The following is a 16,971-nucleotide window of genomic DNA, read 5'->3' on the forward strand; positions in this document are numbered from 1 at the left end:
GAATTTGGAGCGTTCAGAAGGATACCGACGAGGCGCGACCGCCTCAGAGCAGGAACTGAAGGACGACGAAGAGCGTCGCGACCGAGACGGCTGTCGTGGCGAACACGTTCATCGACGCGAGGTCGGCGTCGCCACCGAGTTCGTTCGCGTAGACGAACGACGAGACGGCGGTCGGCGTCGCGAGCATCGTCACGCCGGCCTGGACCGTCGTCCAACTCGATGCGAACGTCGAGAACACGGCGAAAGCGAGGAGCGGCATCAGAACGACCTTGCTGCCGACGACGGCCCCGACGGTGCGGAAGTCGAACGACTCAGTGGAGATAGTGAGCGACGCGCCGATGGAGAGCAGTGCCACGGGGAGGGCGAGCGAGGCGAGCGCGTCGAGGCCCGTCAGGAGGACACCGGGGACGCCGAGGCCGAGCCCGGAAAAGGAGAGGCCCAGCACGAGTGCGGGGATGACCGGCGTCTTGAGCACGCCGACAAACTCCTCTCTGAACGATACGTCAGCGCCGTTGACGAGGACAAGGACGGTGATGGTCAGCGGGACGTGCGTGAGCGCGCCGACGCCGAGGATGACGGCCGCTTTCGCCGACGCCAGCGACCCGAACGTCGAACTGACGAGCGGGAGGCCGAGGAAGCCGAGATTAGAGTAGTACGACTGGACGATGGCGACGCTGCGAACCGAGTCCGGCGACACCCGGCGGTGGACGACCCACCCGACGGCGAGCATCGTAAAGAGGACGAGCCAGAAGCCCAGAAGGAGCGTCGGCTCGATGACCTCGCGAATCGGTTGGTCGTACGTCGAGGTGAACACGAGCGCGGGGAGCGCGAAGGCGAACGCGAAGAACGTGAGTTTGTCGCGACGGCTACTGTCGAGGAGACCGAGACGCTTCGCTAGCGCCCCGAGGCAGAGCACCCCGAGCATGTAGCCCAGATTTGCGGCGACGGTCATACCCTTCCATCGAACAGGGGGGTCCTTCCGTGTTACGCTCGCGGAGATTCCGTTCGGGTAATTCGACCACGAGAGCACCTGAGTCGCGCATATCCCGGTTAATCGTCCATGAGAGATTCGAGCTCGCGCGCGAGGCGCTCGCCGATGCGAATCATCGCGTCGTCGCCGGGGTGAACGAGGTCGGTCGTCATCCCGCTGGCGGTCGGCAAGAGGTCGGGCCCCTCGACGAGATGGACGTTGTCGTAGCCGCACTCGGCGACCACGTCGCGGAGGTGCTCGCGGAACGTCTCGGAGAGCGTCGCTTCCTCGTGATCGCGCTTGTACTCGCGCACGTGCGGGAACAGCGTGATGCAGGCGACGGGTTTCGTCGGGTTCGCCGCGGCGACGGTCTCGACCATGTCCGCGGCCCGTTCGCGGAACTCGTCGGGCGAGAACCGACCGACCATATTCACTGAAAGCGAGAGCGTCGCCACGTCCCAGTCGTCGCGGGCGGCGATGTGCTCGGCCATCGCGGGGTCACAATAGGCGGTCCCGCAGGAGCCGAGGTTTATCGGGTCCGCGCCGAGCCGCCGGGCCGTCTGGTTGACGTACGTGAGCATCTCCGCCGACGGGTCCTCGCCCTCCGTAATCGACGTGCCGTACGCGAGGTATCGGAGACTGGGAACTTCGTCGGCAGTCGGCGGCCGCCGCGCGCCCTCGACGTCGTGGTAGTAGATGTGGCCGCCGCGGTGGTCGCCGGGGAAGATGAGTCGGCACACCTCGGGCGCGTAGCGCATCTCGCCGGTGGCGTCGGGGTCGAGGTCGGAAAGCGACTCCGGGGGAGACAGTTCGACCGTCTTCGGTTCCGGCCCGAGCGTGAACTCCTCACCTGTCGCCTGAAAATCCCCCCAGAACGGACGAACGAGGCTGTCGCGCTCCTCGGAAGAGAGCGTGATGCGGACCGTCTCCGCCTCCGGGACGAACCGAATCTCGGTCCCCGCCGGGTGGGACATCCGCGTCTGCGCGCCGGTGTTCAGGCCGCTCCTGACCGCCTCCGGAACGCGGAGCAATCGAAGACCCTCACGGGGTCGAACCCGTTGGAGCGCCCTGACGTTGTGGAACTGAATGTCGTCGTGCTGGATATCGTCGTGCTGCATACCGTGTGAGTCTCGCACACGCCACACCTACTTATCGCTACCTCCGGCGACCGACGCGCGGCGATGGGCGCGACGAAACTGGACGGGGACTGACGCCGAATTGGCATCGTCGGTTCCCGAGGCGGGAAAATTACAGGCATATGTTTGTAATGTATCGGCGGCTATAGCGCCGAATTCGCGCATTCACCGTGTGGGACGCACAGCCGACCAATACCTCAAACCACCTAAACACCATCATAAGCCCACTTAGAGCCTCAAACACCCGAGTTCGCCACCGGGGAACGTGAAACCCATCCAGAGTGAAGGATTGGGCACAATTCGCCGAATGTTCGTTCCCCACCGGCGAACAAAATGGAGTGTGACGCCGATCTCGTGCGGTCAATCTCGGGGATATAGTCGCTCAACTGCCGGAAGTGAGGGTGTATCGCGATTGTTGTGGGTCGGTAGTCCGGTGAGACACGAACGGATCAGTGAGACGTGGAAATGTCTCAACAGCGGAGTGAGGGAACCGCGAGGCGGCGAAGAATGGGTGGGACGCTTCCGACGGATGTCGTCGAGCGGCGTCAGACAGGTGTGGTGAGCGTGGTCAGTCGGTGTCGGTGCGGTCGGAGCCGTCGGTTCGTGCTCCGGTCGCAGTCGTCGGTTCAGTCGATGACGCGGGCGATGCCGTCGTCGAGTTCCTCGTACAGTTCCTCGGCGCGGCGCTCGTCGCCGGCCGACAGCGGGCGGATCGGCTCGCGGACGTTCCCCCCGTGCAGGCCGGCCAGTTCGAGCCCCTTCTTCACCACCGGGACGCTTATCGCGCCGGGGAGGTCGTTGTCCTGGCCCGTCTCGCCGCGGAGGTCTTGGAACGGAAGCGTCAGGTCGCGAATCTCGCGGGCGAGCGCCCAGTTCTCCTCGGAGAGCGCCTCGAACAGCGCGAGACCGATTTCCGGGCGGAAGTTACTGACGCCCGCGGAGAATCCCTCGATACCCTCGTTCCAGAACGAGACGGCGAAGGGCTCCGCGAGGCCGTCCACCCAGACCACGTCGTCGTCCGCGGCGGCGACGGCGGAGCCGAGTTTGACCGGGTCCTCGATGGCGTACTTGACGCCGACGACGCCCTCGATGCGCGAGAGGTCGCGGAGGAAAGAGACCGAGGGGTCGAAGCCGCGGACGTAGGGAACGAGCGGCGTGTCGGTCGCGGCGTCGAGTTTCTCGTAGTAGCGGAGTAGTCCGCGCTCGTGGACGTAGGTGTGGTCCGGCGGCATGACCATCATCGCGTCCACGCCGATGCGGTCGTAAGCTTCCATCAGGTCGGTCGCAGCCTTCGTCGACCCGCCGACGCCGGCGAGGACGCAGGCGCTGTCGGGGAGTGCTTCGACGCTCGTCTCCGTCACGTCGACGCGCTCCTGTTGGGACAGCGAGTGATATTCGCTGATGTTCGCGGCCGCGAGGAACGACGAGATACCGTCGCCGGAAAGCGACTTCGCGTTGGCTTCGAGTTTGTCGTGTTCTATCTCCAGGTCGTCGTCGAACGGCGTAAGCAAGCCGACGGCGACGCCACGGAGACGACTACGTACACGGTCGTCTGCGAGTGGCATGGTAGAGTCAATCTTGGTCAACCCTGATAAAGCCATCGTCAGTCCCGAATCCGGTGTTCGCGGGCGAGATCGCCCGTGAGTTACGTCATTGGGACACAGTAGTCAGGCTTCGCGACCGGACGACGGGGACGACACGGAGGGGGTTCACCGCGGGCGGGGACTCGGCGCGAAGTCGGATTTCGCGGTCACCCATCAATTTATTACGATTTGGTCAGAGTGGATTCGTATGGACGTCTTGATGACCGGCGTCTATGGCCGGTGCGGCACCGCAGTCATAGACCACCTGCACGACGACGACGCCTACGACTTCACGTACTTCAACCGCTCCGACCGCCCCGACGACCACCCCTACGGCGGCTACGACACCGTCGTCGGTGACGTGTCCGACTACGACGCACTCAACGACGCCGCGGAGGGACAGGACGCCATGATTCACATGGCGGCGTACCCCTACACCGACGGCACGTGGGAGGACATCTTCGAGCCCAACATCATCGGGATGTACAACGCCCTCGAAGTCGCCCGCGAGAACGAGATCGAATCGTTCGTCTTCCTCTCGACCAACCACGTCATGGGCGGCTACGAGGACGAGTTCTCCCCCGAGATTTACGAACCGGGACACGGACTCGTCATCGGCCACGACGACCCCGTCCGCCCCGACTCGTTCTACGGCGCGTCGAAGGCCTACGGCGAGGACATGGGCCGGTACTACGTCGAGAACTACGAATACCCCAAGCAGTTCTACGCCCTCCGGGTGTGCAGCGTCCGGATGCCGGAGTACGACCACCCCTACGGCGACGCCGAGCAGGCCGTCGAGAACGGCGAGTTCGAGCGCGGGAGCGCCGAGTATGAAGAGACCGTCGGGCGCATGAAGGCGATGTGGCAGTCCCGCCGCGACTTTGCCCACGAAATCGACTGCTGTCTGCAGGACGACGACGTCGAGTTCGGCATCTTCAGCGGCGTGAGCGACAACCAGCGCCGGTGGTACGACCTCGAACACGCCCGCTCGCAGATCGGCTACCACCCGCAGGACGACGGCGAGGAGTGGGACAGCCCGCCGAAGTAGTCCCGAAGTCCGAGCCACGTCCCGCTGTCTGTCCCGTCTGTTCCGTTTTCGATTCTTCCGTCGACGCGTCGTCGCTGACGCAAGCGAATCTGATTCTGCAATTAAATTTATGTACGTTTGTTAAAAACGGATTCGTGGGTATGAAAGACACACCCACAGCTAGCGATTCGAACGGAGCCTCGCTCACCAGACGAACTGCGCTCGCGCTCCTCGGCGGCACCGGCGTCGCGGCGCTGTCCGGCACCGCGGCCGCCCAGTCCGATGAGGAACGCGACGGCGACGGCGAAGAGAACCGCGGGGACGGTCCCGGAAACGACGGAAAGCCGTGGAATCGCGACGTCGACGCGAACGGCAACAGTCTGTATAACCTCGCGTCGCTCGACGTGGACCACATCTACACCTCGGCGCGCGACGCCAACGTTATCGTCTGGAAGGACGACGACGGAACGTTCCACGCGGACGGCGCGGACGGCGAAGTCGCGTCGGGCGACAGCGTCGTTCCAGTCGCGCAGGCGGCCGTCGACAGCCTCACCGAGGGGCGGACGTGGAACGAGAAAGTTCTCATCGCCTCGCCCGGCGAGATTACGGGCGGGGACGGCAGCCTTGAACTCCCGAGTTACACGACCCTCGACGCGCCAACCACGCTCTCGATTCCCGACGGGGAGTCGGTGCCACCGGTCGTTCGGGCCGTCGGCGCGGAACACATCGAAGTGGAATCGCTCGTCGTCGAGGGACCGGCGGCGATGGGTATCCGACTTACCAGCTGTTCGAACGTCCGTCTCGGCGACATCCGCATCACGGGCGTGACGAGCGACGGCATCCGCATCGACGGCCGGGGCGACGCGCCCCGGTCGACCGACATCCAGATGGGGCAGATATACGTCGAGGGGAACGGCCACCACGGCGTCGAGACCTACGGGGTCGATCGCATCCAAATCGAGCAGGTCGTCGGCAACGACCCCGCAAGCTGCGTCGTCCTCCTCAACGACACCGTCGACGCGACGGTGAACAGCGTCGTCGGCCTCGAACCGGGCGGTCCCGCGGGCTACGCGACGTTCCGCGTCGCCAACGGTGCACACGACGTGACGGTCGGCGAGGTCGTCAGCCGCGGTGGCAACCGGGGCGTCTTCGGCGTCTCCGAGTGTTACGACATCACCATCGGCCACGTCAACATCGAGGGCGCGGAGGACCAGGGCATTCTCATCCAGAACTGCCGGGACTTCACCGTGCAGGGCGGCGTCGTCAAGAACACGAACGGCGACGGCGTCCGCATCGACTCGCGGAACGACGGCGAACAGCTTCCCGCGGAAGGTATCTCGGTTAGCAACCTCCGCGTCTACGACGACCGCGACGAGCCAAAACAGACGTGGGGAATCCTCGAAACCGGGCCGGCGTGCAACCATAACCGCATCGTCAACAACGACGTGCGAGGCGGCGGGACAACCCGGAACATCGGGATTTTCTCGAACACGACGGTCGTGCGGGACAACGTCGGCGGCGGCTTCGCCGACGGCGAGGTGACGCTGTCGGCCGGCGAATCGCCCGCGGCCCGCGTCGAGGGCGTCAGCGAGTTCCCCGACGTGACCATCCCGGGGAGCGTCGACGAACCGGAGGACTTCGAGGCGTCGGCACTGTCGGTCCGCGCGAAGCCCGCGACGACGGGGTCGTCGGAGACGTACGCGTGGGAGAGCTACGTGGAGTGGAACGGCTCCGCCGGGAGTTGGGACCTCGTCTTCGAGTGGCGCACTGACCCCAACGTCGATGTGACGCTCGACTACGTCGTGGACAAGACGCGCTGAAGCGGCCGTCGCACTCGGCGGCTGCGGGCCGACGGCCGATGTGGGCGACTGCCGACGGCTGATGACGAACGACTGCGCGGGTCGATAAGTCCGAAAAAACGAGGTGACGGTTCAGGCCGTCTCGACGACACTCACTCGGTGTGAAGCGTCACGTAGCCGTCGAAGTTGAGAATCACGAACTGCGCGAGGTCGCCGAACAGCGCCTTCCCGGTCGGCGAGCGGTTCCGGCCGAGGATGAACACGTGGTCCGCGCCCTCCTCTTCTGCGACTTCGATGACCGTCTCGGCGCGCTCTTTCTCACTCGCGATTCGCGGGACGATTTCGTAGGACACCTCGTCGTCGGTCCCGAAGACCGCTCGGGCGACTTCCTCGGCGTCGTTCATCGCACCCTTGAACGCGTCCTGTTCCGTGTACGACGTGTGCTCGACGTCGCCGATGGTGTCGAGGACTTCCTGGGTCTCCTCGAACTCGTCTTCGGTGAGCGTGACGAGGAGGACGAGGTCGGCGTCCGCGCCGAGCGCGTGTTCTCTGGCCTCCCGGAGGAGGTCCGCGTGCGAGTCAGTGTTCTCGATGAGTACTAATCCTCTGTCCATGCACCTGCATTTCGTCTCGTCTTATCTAAGTCTACCGCAGGAACAGACGGCGCGGGCGGGGTTGGCGGGAGTACGAGCCACCGGCCCGTGCACCTTCTCCCCCGCGTGCGACGCTCGACTCGTCGCCTGGTGGAGCAGTTGCCCGGCGGGGCAGTATACTGAAATACACCGCGGTACTCTACGTAGGCATGCCCGAAACGAGTCTCGCCGACGTGCTCCGCGACTACGAGACCCGGATGAAGTTCGTCCTCGTCATCTCGCTGGCCTCTATCGTCCTGTTACTCATCTCGCTTCCGTCTATCGAACCGGGGACGACGACCCACGCGCTCGTCTACCTCCAACTGACGACGTTCGGCGGGTTGGCGGTCGCGATGCTCGGCCTGCTCTTGTGGACGGCCAGAAGCGCGTGAGAGATGTTCATCAAACCCTGACAGTCAGGAATTACAACGAGGATAGTGATTTTCTCTGGCACGGCCAGTATGGACAAATCCAGTATCTATATTAACCGGGAGTATCATGATAGATGATACCGCATGGCTGGAAAACGTTCAACCAACTGGAAGAGACGAGACCTTATCAAATACGGGGCGGTCGCTGGCACAGCGGGACTGGCTGGCTGTTTCGATAGCTCGGGGCAGACGACCGAAGACGGCAGCACCGAAGACGGCACGGACAGCGGTACGAGCACTGAGGGCGGCGCGACCATCGCCGACGACACTCTCGACTACCCCGCGGGCCGACCCGCGACGGACGTGCAGTTCAACCGCTACAGCCTCGGCAACTACGCGCACACCCTGCAGGACCAACTGTTCGAGGAAGTCGCGCGCGGCTACGCCGACGGGACGGTCCGACCCGACCTGCTCGAAGACATGAGCGTCGACGGGCGGACGCTCACGCTGACGTTCCCCGAGGGGTTCAAGTGGTGGAACGGCGACGACCTGACGGCCGAAGACTACTACATCGGCCTCGAAATCGACCGCCTGCAGTCGCCTGAACAGTCGCCCATCGAGAGCAACACGCTCGTGGACGACTACACCATCGAGCGGACGTTCAAGACGGCCGTCTCGCCCAACCTCATGAAGGCGAACGTCGCCGAGACGTTCGTCAACACCCCGCGGTCGGTCTACCGCGAATACCTCACGCGCTACGAGGAAGCATCGAGTGACAGCGAGCGCGAGAGCGTGACGAGCGACCTCCTCGACATGAGCATCACCACCCAACAGCTCATCGACGAGGGGCTCGGCAACGCGCTGTACCGCGTCACCGGCTTCAACTCCTCGGAGACCATCCTCGAGAAGTTCGAAGACCACCCGTACGCGAGCCGCACGGACATTCCGAACGTCCGCATCATCCCCGAAACGACCTCCGACGTGGAGTCGCTGTCGGTGAACGACCAACTCGACATGAACCCCGACGTGCTCATGTCGGAGTCCCAGCAGTCCCGGTACCCGGACAACATCGAGAACGTCTACCGGCTCAACTGGTTCCGTACCCAGAAGTTCACGTTCAACTTCAAGAACGAGCACATCGCGAGGCTCCCCGTCCGACGCGCCATCGTCAACGCGGTGGACTTCGAGTCGATGGTCGCTGCGATGCGACAGGCCGGAACCGTCGGCGCGCCCGCCGAGAACCAGACGGCCCTGCGCTCGACGATTCACGAGGAGTACCTCGGCTCCGACTTCGTCGACCAGCTCATCGACTACCCGGTCGGCAAGGACCTCGAAACCGCGACGCAACTGCTCGAAGACGCCGGCTACACCAAGGAGAACGGCACGTGGGTCGACCCCGACGGCGAGTCCTTCACGTTCACCGTCCTCACGCAGAACAACAACACCCAGGTGCAGGCCACGAAGGTCTTCAACGACCAGCTCAACGCGTTCGGCATCCAGACGAAGATTAGCACGGTCAGCTCGACCGACTACTACCAGCGCCTCCAAACGTACGAGGCGGACATCTTCTGGATATGGCACGTCGCGAAGGCGCTGTGGCACCCGACGGCGTACTTCTCGAACAACTTCTACGGCATCGAGGTCGGCGACCCCTCCAGCGGGAACGAGACCGGCCCGACGGGCAAGCCCTTTACGACGACCATCCCGAGCGAGGTCGGCGCGACCGAGATTTCGGGCAGCGGCAAGGAGATTCAGCCCGCACAGCTGATGAACGACCTGCCGAACTCCGAGTCCGCAGAGCAGGTCAAAGAGCGGACCCGCGACCTCGTCCAGTGGTTCAACTACGCGCTTCCCGACTTCGTCTTCGTCGAGGAAGACTCCGGCTACTGGGGCGACACGCAGGACTTCTCCATGCCGACGGGCGACGACTACGAACTCAACACGAACCGACCGGGCGAGTTCTCGTTCAAGAACGGATGGATTAGCTCGAACTCGGAGTAACGTGAGACGGCACCCCCAACGGGCTTAACCACCACAATTAAGCCCTCTCACGCTAGAAGCCAAACTATTAATAATGACACCAAAGTATTTGTTGAAACGTCTCGGGCAAGCGATACTGACGTTTCTCGTCACGATGACGGTCTCGTTTCTGCTGTACCAAGCCATGCCGGGTGGTCCGACGGAGGCGATGCGGAGCGTGATTCTCTCGCAGAGCGGCGGGAGCGTCGACATCGATCGACTGAACAGGATGATACAGCTCTACACGAACGTGAATCCGGACCAGCCGATGCACGTACAGTATTTCAACTACGCGTCTGACGTGATTCTCCGGCAGGACCTGGGCACTTCGTTCTTCAAAAACGAGAAGGTCACGACGCTCATCATGCAGCGCATCCCGTGGTCGATGTTCATCAGCGTCTACGCACTCGCGCTGGGCTACTCGCTGAGTATCTTCCTCGGCGTGATGACGGCCTACCGCGAGAAGTCGCGGTTCGACTCCACGGTGTCATCTCTCATCATCGGACTCAACTCGATTCCGTACTACATCGTCGGCGTCGTGCTCATCTACTTCCTCGCCATCCAGAACAACTACTTCCCGACGGGCGGCCGCATCGGCTCGGGAATCGCGGCGGGGTACAACCCCGAGTTCATGCTCAGCCTCGTGAAGCACGCGGCGCTCCCGGCGATTTCGATGGGCGCGCTCGCGACCTCCGGGGCGCTCGCCATGCGCGGCAACGCGATTCGCGTCCTCGGTGAGGACTACATCCGCGTGGCACAGCTCCGCGGGCTCCGCGAGACCCGCATCGCCACGCAGTACCTCGGGCACAACTCCATCCTCCCGATGTACACGCAGTTCATGATCGGCATCGCCGGCGTCTTCAGCAGCGCCGTCATCGTCGAAGAGGTCTTCGCGTACCCGGGCATGGGCCTCCTGATGTTCGAGGCGGTCAAGACGCAAGACTACCCGCTGTTGATGGGCACGCTCATCGTGTTCACGGCGATTTCGCTGACCGCCATCTTCATCGCCGACCTCACGTACACGCTCATCGACCCGCGCATCTCGGTGGGTGAGGAGTAACTATGAGCGAAGCACATTCCGACTCGTTCGACCTGAAGGATCTCTACGACGAAGACATCGACCCGGACCCGGAATCGCGGGCCGACCGCGCAAAGCGATTCCTCGAGATGAACGTCGTCGCTCCCGCGCGCATCGCGGTCGACGACTGGCGCGCGCTCGTCGGCGGCGCGATTCTCGCGTTCTTCCTCCTCATGGGAACCGTCGGCGTCTGGCTCGTCGAGCGGCCGACGAGCGGTGACGCTCCCGTTCTCGCCGCGCCGTTCGAATCGCTCGCGTACCCGCTCGGCACCGACGTGTTCGGCCAGCCGATTCACGCCCAGCTCATCCACGCGACGCCGGGCATGTTCAAGATGATCTTCGCGGGCGCGGTCGTGAGCGTCGGTTTCGCCGCCCTCGTGGGCGTCGTCGCCGGCTTCGAACACGGCACGCGCATCGACTCGTTCCTGATGACCATCACCGACGTTGTCATCACGATTCCGGGCCTGCCGCTCATCATCGTCATCACGGCCATCTTCCAGCCCGAGAACCCCTACATCGTCGGTGTGTTCCTCGGTATCGACAACTGGCCGGGACTGGCGCGGACCGTCCGCTCGCAGGTGCTGAGCATCCGCGAGGAGTCCTACGTCGAGGCGTCCGAAATCATGGGCATCCCGCTGTCGTCGATTCTCCGGCGGGACATCCTCTCGCAGCTCATGCCGTACGTGATGATTAACGGGGCGCTCACCTCCCGGCGCATCATCTTCGAATCAGTGGGGCTGTACTTCCTCGGCATCCTGCCGTTCACCACGTTCAACTGGGGCGTGATGATGAACCTCGCGTACGAGGGCAACGCGCTCACCCGACCGGACATGCTCCCGTGGATGGTCGCGCCCATGGTCTGTATCTTCCTGCTGTCGTTCGGGCTCGTCCTCCTGTCGCAGGGGCTCGACAGCCTGTTCAACGTCCGCCTCCGGGCACGCCACGCGAAAACCTCGAAGAAGAAAGGCACCTCGAAGAACAACCAATCGCAGGCGACCGGCGGGGACTGACCCCGTGCCAACACCTATTACCAGACGATGACTACCAACCAAACAATGCGAACGTCGAATCAGAACGACTCGGACCCGGATCAAGACGTCGTGTTCGAAGTCCGCGACCTGGAGGTTACCTTCGGGACCAACCGAGGCGAATCGAGAGTCGTCCGCAACGTCGACTTCGACATCTACCGCAACGAGACGCTCGGTATGGTCGGCGAAAGCGGCAGCGGGAAGTCGATGACGTCCTCTGCGTTGATGAACGCGGTCGTCAGCCCGGGCGAGACCTCCGGCGAGGTCACGTACTACCCGCCCGGTGGCGGCGAGCCGATTTCCGTGCTCGACCTCGACGAAGAGGAGCTTCGGAAGTTCCGCTGGGGCGAAGTCGCCATGGTGTTCCAGGGCGCGATGAGCTCGTTCAACCCCGTCAAGAAGGTCCGCGGCCACTTCAAGGAGACCCTCGAAGACCACAACCGCGACGTGGAAGCGGGGCTCGAGCGCGCCCACCAGATTCTGGGTGACCTCTACTTAGACCCCGACCGCGTCCTCGACTCGTACCCCTACGAGCTCTCGGGCGGGATGAAACAGCGCGCGCTCGTCGCGCTCGCGCTCATCCTCGAACCGGAGGTGCTCGTGATGGACGAGCCGACCGCCGCGCTCGACCTCCTGATGCAGCGCTCTATCGTGTCGCTGCTCAAGGACCTCAAAGAGGAGTACGACCTGACGATTATCTTCATCACGCACGACCTGCCGCTTCTCACCAAGCTCGCCGACCGGCTCGTCGTGATGTACGCGTTCGACATCGTCGAGGTCGGCTCGACCGAGGAGCTTCTCTACGACGCGGCGCACCCGTACACGCGGTCGCTCCTCAACGCGACGCCGGACCTGAACGCGCCCATCGAGGAGATGCAGTCGATTTCGGGCTCGAAGCCCGACCCGGTGACCAACATCCCCGGCTGTTCGTACCGGCCGCGGTGCCCGATGGCCGACGAGTCCTGCGCGGAGGCGGAACCGCCGATGGCGGACCGCGGCAACGGCCACCGAACCGCGTGTTTCTACCACGACGACGTGGCCGACGAGATTCCGATTCCCGCGATGGAAGCGGCCGAAGAGGGCGGTGAAGGCGAATGAGCGTCGATAACTCCATCCTCTCGGTGGACGACGTGTCGGTGCACTTCACCGACAGCAGCGGCTTCCTCGGCCTGTTCGGCGAGCGGCAGACGGTCCGCGCCGTCGACGGCATCTCGCTCGACATCGGCGAGAACGACGTGGTCACGCTCATCGGCGAGTCCGGCTGCGGCAAGTCGACGCTCGGAAAGACCATCATCGGCGCACAAGAGCCGACCCACGGCTCGGTCACCTTCCGCGGACAGGACATCTGGGAGGCGAAAAACAACCGCAATCCGGACATTCCGTTCTCGGAGATTCGGCGGTCGCTCCAGATAATCCACCAGGACCCCGGCAGCGCGCTGAACCCGAACCAGCGCATCCTCACCTCGCTGATGCTCCCGCTGAAGAAGTGGAACCCGAGCCTCGGCGAGGAAGAGCGCCGAAAGCGCATCTACGCGCTCCTCGAACGTGTCGGGCTCACGCCCGCCGAGGACTTCGTCGAGCGGTTCCCCCACCAACTTTCGGGCGGCGAGAAACAGCGCGTCGTACTCGTTCGGTCGCTGTTGTTGAACCCGGACGTCATCCTCGCCGACGAGGCCATCAGCGCCCTCGACGTGAGCCTCCGGGTGGAGATGATGGACCTGATGCTCGAACTGCAGGACCTGTTCAACACCTCCTACGTCTTCATCAGCCACGACCTCTCGAACGCCCGGTACATCGCCGAGAAGTCCGGCGGCCGCATCGCCGTCATGTACCTCGGCCGCATCGTCGAAGTCGGACCGATAGAGCAGGTCATCGGCGACCCACAGCACCCCTACACGCAGGCGCTAAAGTGGGCGACGCCGAACCTCTACGAGGGCGACGAGGACGACGACCTCCCGATTCGGAAAATCGACATCCCCGACCCGACGAACAGGCCCAGCGGCTGTCACTTCCACCCGCGCTGTCCGAAGGCGCGCGAGGTCTGTGAGACGAACGACCCGGGCGCGTTCGAAGACGAGAACGGCCACGCCGCGCGGTGCTTCCGCGCCGACGACACCCACGAGTACTGGGACAGTCCGAGCATCGTCGACGACTGACTCACCGTTCGCGGACGCCGCGACCCGGTTTTCAACGCTCCGTTTTCGCCCCGCAGAGCCGTTCGAGCCGGTCGAACGACGCCCACACGAACAGTATCTATTTGTGTGCGGAGAGCTACCGTGTGAGTACGTATGTCAGTCAACGCATCGCGCGTGCCTTCGCTCCGGAAGGTCGCGTCGTCGAACCGGAACTTCATCATAACCGTGCTCTCCGGCGTCTTCATGGTTCTCCTCGCGCGGTTCGTCCTCGACGGGACGCTCGCGGGGATGTTCGGCGTCTGGGGCATCTCGCTCGTCGGCGTCGGCATCGGCGGCTTCCTGTTGCTCCGACTCTGGGGCTCGTACAATTGACCGCGGAGGTCCGTCACCAGCACCGAACGTCGAACTGAATCACCGACCCGAAAAACAGCGTGCAGCGTTCCGCGAGCGACTGCCGTCGATTCTGTTTCGTAGCGGCCCTCGTCGGTTGTTCCGTACTCGTTTCGCCGCGCGTTCTCGCGCGGTTACTCGACGCGGTTGGCGTCGATGTAGTCCCAGTCGAACGCGTAGCCGAGGCCGGGCGTCTGCGGCAGTTTGACCACGCCGTTCTCGTCGATTTCGTCCGGCGGATGTTCGAGGCCGGGGAAGTACGTCTCGTAGTCGTGTTTCGGGTGCAGGAGGCCGCGCTCGTAGTACCGGCCGGGGAACGCCATCGTCCCGAGCAGTTGGAGATTGGGCGCGTCGCGGCCGTGAATCTCGCACTCGATGTTGAACGACTCACAGAGGCCGACCGCCTTCAGCGCGGGCGTGATGCCGCCCACGTCGTAGACGCCGACGCGGATGATGTCGGCGATGTCCCGCTTTATCCACTCGGCGCGGGTGTGCATCCGACCCTCGGCGGTCTCGGGGCCGACGACGGCGATATCGAGTTCGTTCGAGAGCCACTCGTAGGAGGACATCGAGTGTTCGTCCATCGGCTCCTCGATCCAGCGGAAATCGAGGTCTTCGAGCGCCTTCCCGATTTTCTTGGCCTCGCTTCGGCTGTAGAAGTGGTGGGCGTCGAGCATGAGGTCGATGTCGTCGCCGACGCGCTCGCGGACCGCCCGGCAGGCGGCGATGTCCTGTTCGGGGTCGTCGCCGAACGGCGGCATCCACGTGTGGAGCTTGACGGCCTGATACCCCTCCTCGACGAGTTCCTCGGCGAAGTCGGCGTACGCCTCCGGGGAGCCGAGTCCGTCGGGGTCGTCGTCGCCGACCATCGTACTGCCGTAGGCCGGGACCGAGTCCCGCGCCGCGCCGATGAGTTGGTAGACCGGGAGGCCGGCGTCTTTGCCGGCGATGTCCCAGAGCGCGCAGTCGATGGGCGCGACGCGCTTGTCGGTGAGCGTCCCCTTGTTCAGTCGCTCGGCCCGGCAGAGCAGTTGCCAGAGCTTCTCGCGGTACATCGGATTCTCGCCGACGAGGTGCTTCTTGGCGAACTCGTTGGCCGCCTCGTGGCCGCCGCGGCAGTAGCCGTCGGGGCCGCCGTCGACGACGACGTGTGTGATGGTCCGCGTCGACTCCCTCGGCTCGCCGGGATGGCCGTGGCCCTTCTCGTCGGGGTCGATGTGGGATTCACAGCTGAACCGGATGGTACGGATGTCGCTGATCTCCATTCGTGGTAGTCGGTTACGCGGAACGCTCATAAAAGTACGGCGGGACCGGCGATTTCGGGGGCCGGGCGACGGGGAGAGCGTGGGAGAGAACCCGGCGACGCCGGTCCGTCAGTCCAGCACGTCGGCCGGCTCCTCGGGGTACGGCTCGCGGACGAGCCGACCCATGTCGATTTCCTGGTACGGGGCACGCCGGAGCGTCCCGTTCTCGACGAACTCGTCCGCCCCCGCGTCGGTCAGCTTTGCCGCCAGCGCGTCGCGGAGTTCGGCGACGACCTCGGGGTTATCGGCGGCGCACTCGTCGAGTTCGTTCGGGTCGGCCGCGAGGTCGAACAGCTGTTCGCAGCCGCCGTTGCGCATGAACACGTACTTCCAGCGGCCCTCGCGGACCATCCCGGTGAAGTTCGGCGGGAGCCTCGGCGTCCGGTGGTAGCCGAACAGTCGCTCCCTCGGCTCCGCGTCGCCCCGAATCGTCCCGAGCACGTCGACGCCGTCGCGGAGTTCCTGGTCGCCCGCGGCGGTCGTCGCGATGCCGAACAGGTCGGTCAGCGCCACGAGGTCGTCGCGGCGCTCGCCGGCCGGTAGTTCCGCGGGCCAACTCACGAGGAACGGGACGCGACACGACGACTCGAAGAACGACGACTTCTCCCAGCCGCGGTGGTCGCCGAGGAGTTCGCCGTGGTCCGAGAAGAAACAGATGAGCGTGTTGTCCGCGTCGTCGCGGGCTTCGACCGCGTCGAGCAGGCGACCGATTCGGCGGTCGACCTCCGAAATCATGCCGTAGTAGTACGCCTTGATGACCCGGACGGTGGTGTCGTCGATGCCGCCCTCGCGGGTCGTCCAGAAGTGGTGGTTCTGGGCGGGTATCTTCTCGTCCATGTGGTCAGTGTCGATGTCGCCTTTCACCGGGTTGCCGAGCCGTTCGGGGTCGTACATCCGGTCGAAGGGGGGCGACGGCGCGAACGGCGGGTGCGGCGGTTCGTACGAGACGAGGCCGAAAAACGGCTCGTCGGTGTCGCGACCGATGAGATCGACCGCGCGGTCGGTCATCCACGCCTCGTAGTTGTCGTCCGGTGGGAGCCGGTTCTGTTGGGGGAGGTGGACCATCGCCCCCTGTCGAGCGGTCGTCTTGACCTCGTGGCCGGTCTCCTCGCGGAACGCCTCGAAACTCAGGTGGTGGTCGTAGCCGAGGTCGATGTCGCGCGGGTGGGCGTGGTACTTCCCGACGAGGAAGGTTCGGTAGCCCCGCTCGCGCATGCTTCGGGCGAGGAAGGGGCCGCACCGCTCTTCGAGGTGACGTGCGTCGCGCTTTTCGTTCCCGAGATATCCCGTCGTGATGGCCTCACAGCCGGTCCGAATCGTGTGTCGCGCCGGGATGCAGATCGGGTCCGGCGAGTAGGCGTTGGTGAAGGAGACGCCGCGGTCGACGAGTCGGTCGATGTTCGGGGTGTGGATTCGACTGTTTCCGAGCGCCTGAATCGTGTCCGACCGTTGCTGGTCAGTCATCACGAACAGGACGTTTGGGCGAGCATCATTCACGG

15 protein-coding genes are annotated in these 16,971 nt (G+C 64.3%); 9 read left to right on the forward strand and 6 right to left on the reverse strand.

Translation table 11 applies throughout. The features are described from left to right. Positions 1-43: 43 nt before the first annotated feature. From AM590_RS17130 to AM590_RS17140, 3 genes are all read right to left on the reverse strand, one after another. Positions 44-952, reverse strand: coding sequence for an AEC family transporter (locus AM590_RS17130; protein ID WP_058828523.1), 909 nt, complete (start codon positions 950-952; stop codon positions 44-46). A 98-nt stretch (positions 953-1,050) separates the two neighbouring features. Beyond that, a complete protein-coding gene (locus tag AM590_RS17135) occupies positions 1,051-2,088 on the reverse strand; it encodes an SGNH/GDSL hydrolase family protein (RefSeq protein ID WP_058828524.1) in 1,038 nt (345 codons plus the stop codon). A gap of 644 nt (positions 2,089-2,732) precedes the next feature. After that, a complete protein-coding gene (locus AM590_RS17140) occupies positions 2,733-3,671 on the reverse strand; it encodes a dihydrodipicolinate synthase family protein (RefSeq protein ID WP_082677758.1) in 939 nt (312 codons plus the stop codon). A gap of 226 nt (positions 3,672-3,897) precedes the next feature. On the opposite strand from AM590_RS17140, the gene AM590_RS17145 reads away from it, so the two are divergent. Both AM590_RS17145 and AM590_RS17150 read left to right on the forward strand, forming a co-directional pair. Beyond that, the gene (locus AM590_RS17145) at positions 3,898-4,737 is read left to right on the forward strand and encodes an NAD(P)-dependent oxidoreductase (RefSeq protein ID WP_058828525.1); all 840 of its coding nucleotides are present in this window, start codon (positions 3,898-3,900) and stop codon (positions 4,735-4,737) included. Positions 4,738-4,877: 140 nt separating this feature from the next. Next, positions 4,878-6,536, forward strand: a complete 1,659-nt coding sequence (locus tag AM590_RS17150) for a right-handed parallel beta-helix repeat-containing protein (RefSeq protein ID WP_058828526.1) — start codon at positions 4,878-4,880, stop codon at positions 6,534-6,536. A gap of 131 nt (positions 6,537-6,667) precedes the next feature. Here the strand turns inward: AM590_RS17150 and AM590_RS17155 are convergent, their stop codons facing one another. Then, positions 6,668-7,129 (reverse strand): universal stress protein, encoded by a 462-nt coding sequence (locus AM590_RS17155; protein WP_058828527.1) that lies wholly within the window; start codon positions 7,127-7,129, stop codon positions 6,668-6,670. 188 nt (positions 7,130-7,317) lie between these two features. On the opposite strand from AM590_RS17155, the gene AM590_RS17160 reads away from it, so the two are divergent. The 7 genes from AM590_RS17160 to AM590_RS17190 all read left to right on the forward strand — a co-directional run bounded on the left by AM590_RS17160 (position 7,318) and on the right by AM590_RS17190 (position 14,150). After that, positions 7,318-7,539: a hypothetical protein gene (locus tag AM590_RS17160; RefSeq protein WP_058828528.1), complete on the forward strand. Its 222-nt coding sequence runs from the start codon at positions 7,318-7,320 to the stop codon at positions 7,537-7,539. A 123-nt stretch (positions 7,540-7,662) separates the two neighbouring features. Continuing rightward, the gene (locus AM590_RS17165; RefSeq protein WP_058828529.1) at positions 7,663-9,519 is read left to right on the forward strand and encodes an ABC transporter substrate-binding protein; all 1,857 of its coding nucleotides are present in this window, start codon (positions 7,663-7,665) and stop codon (positions 9,517-9,519) included. 73 nt (positions 9,520-9,592) lie between these two features. Next, positions 9,593-10,597, forward strand: a complete 1,005-nt coding sequence (locus AM590_RS17170; RefSeq protein WP_233194390.1) for an ABC transporter permease — start codon at positions 9,593-9,595, stop codon at positions 10,595-10,597. Positions 10,598-10,599: 2 nt separating this feature from the next. Continuing rightward, positions 10,600-11,625: an ABC transporter permease gene (locus tag AM590_RS17175; protein WP_058828530.1), complete on the forward strand. Its 1,026-nt coding sequence runs from the start codon at positions 10,600-10,602 to the stop codon at positions 11,623-11,625. Between the two features lie 45 nt (positions 11,626-11,670). Beyond that, a complete protein-coding gene (locus AM590_RS17180; RefSeq protein WP_058828531.1) occupies positions 11,671-12,741 on the forward strand; it encodes an ABC transporter ATP-binding protein in 1,071 nt (356 codons plus the stop codon). Further along, positions 12,738-13,799 (forward strand): ABC transporter ATP-binding protein, encoded by a 1,062-nt coding sequence (locus tag AM590_RS17185; protein WP_058828532.1) that lies wholly within the window; start codon positions 12,738-12,740, stop codon positions 13,797-13,799. Before AM590_RS17180 ends, AM590_RS17185 begins: the two co-directional genes overlap by 4 nt. A gap of 132 nt (positions 13,800-13,931) precedes the next feature. Next, on the forward strand, positions 13,932-14,150 hold the full coding sequence (locus AM590_RS17190; RefSeq protein ID WP_058567742.1) for a hypothetical protein: 219 nt from the start codon (positions 13,932-13,934) through the stop codon (positions 14,148-14,150). A 152-nt stretch (positions 14,151-14,302) separates the two neighbouring features. On the opposite strand, the gene AM590_RS17195 is transcribed toward AM590_RS17190, so the two are convergent. After that, the gene (locus AM590_RS17195; protein WP_058828533.1) at positions 14,303-15,433 is read right to left on the reverse strand and encodes an enolase C-terminal domain-like protein; all 1,131 of its coding nucleotides are present in this window, start codon (positions 15,431-15,433) and stop codon (positions 14,303-14,305) included. A gap of 108 nt (positions 15,434-15,541) precedes the next feature. Beyond that, a complete protein-coding gene (locus tag AM590_RS17200) occupies positions 15,542-16,969 on the reverse strand; it encodes a sulfatase (RefSeq protein ID WP_082677759.1) in 1,428 nt (475 codons plus the stop codon). Positions 16,970-16,971 lie beyond the last annotated feature (2 nt).

The sequence above is a fragment of the Haloferax sp. Q22 genome, from assembly GCF_001482285.1.
Taxonomy (GTDB): Archaea; Halobacteriota; Halobacteria; order Halobacteriales; family Haloferacaceae; genus Haloferax.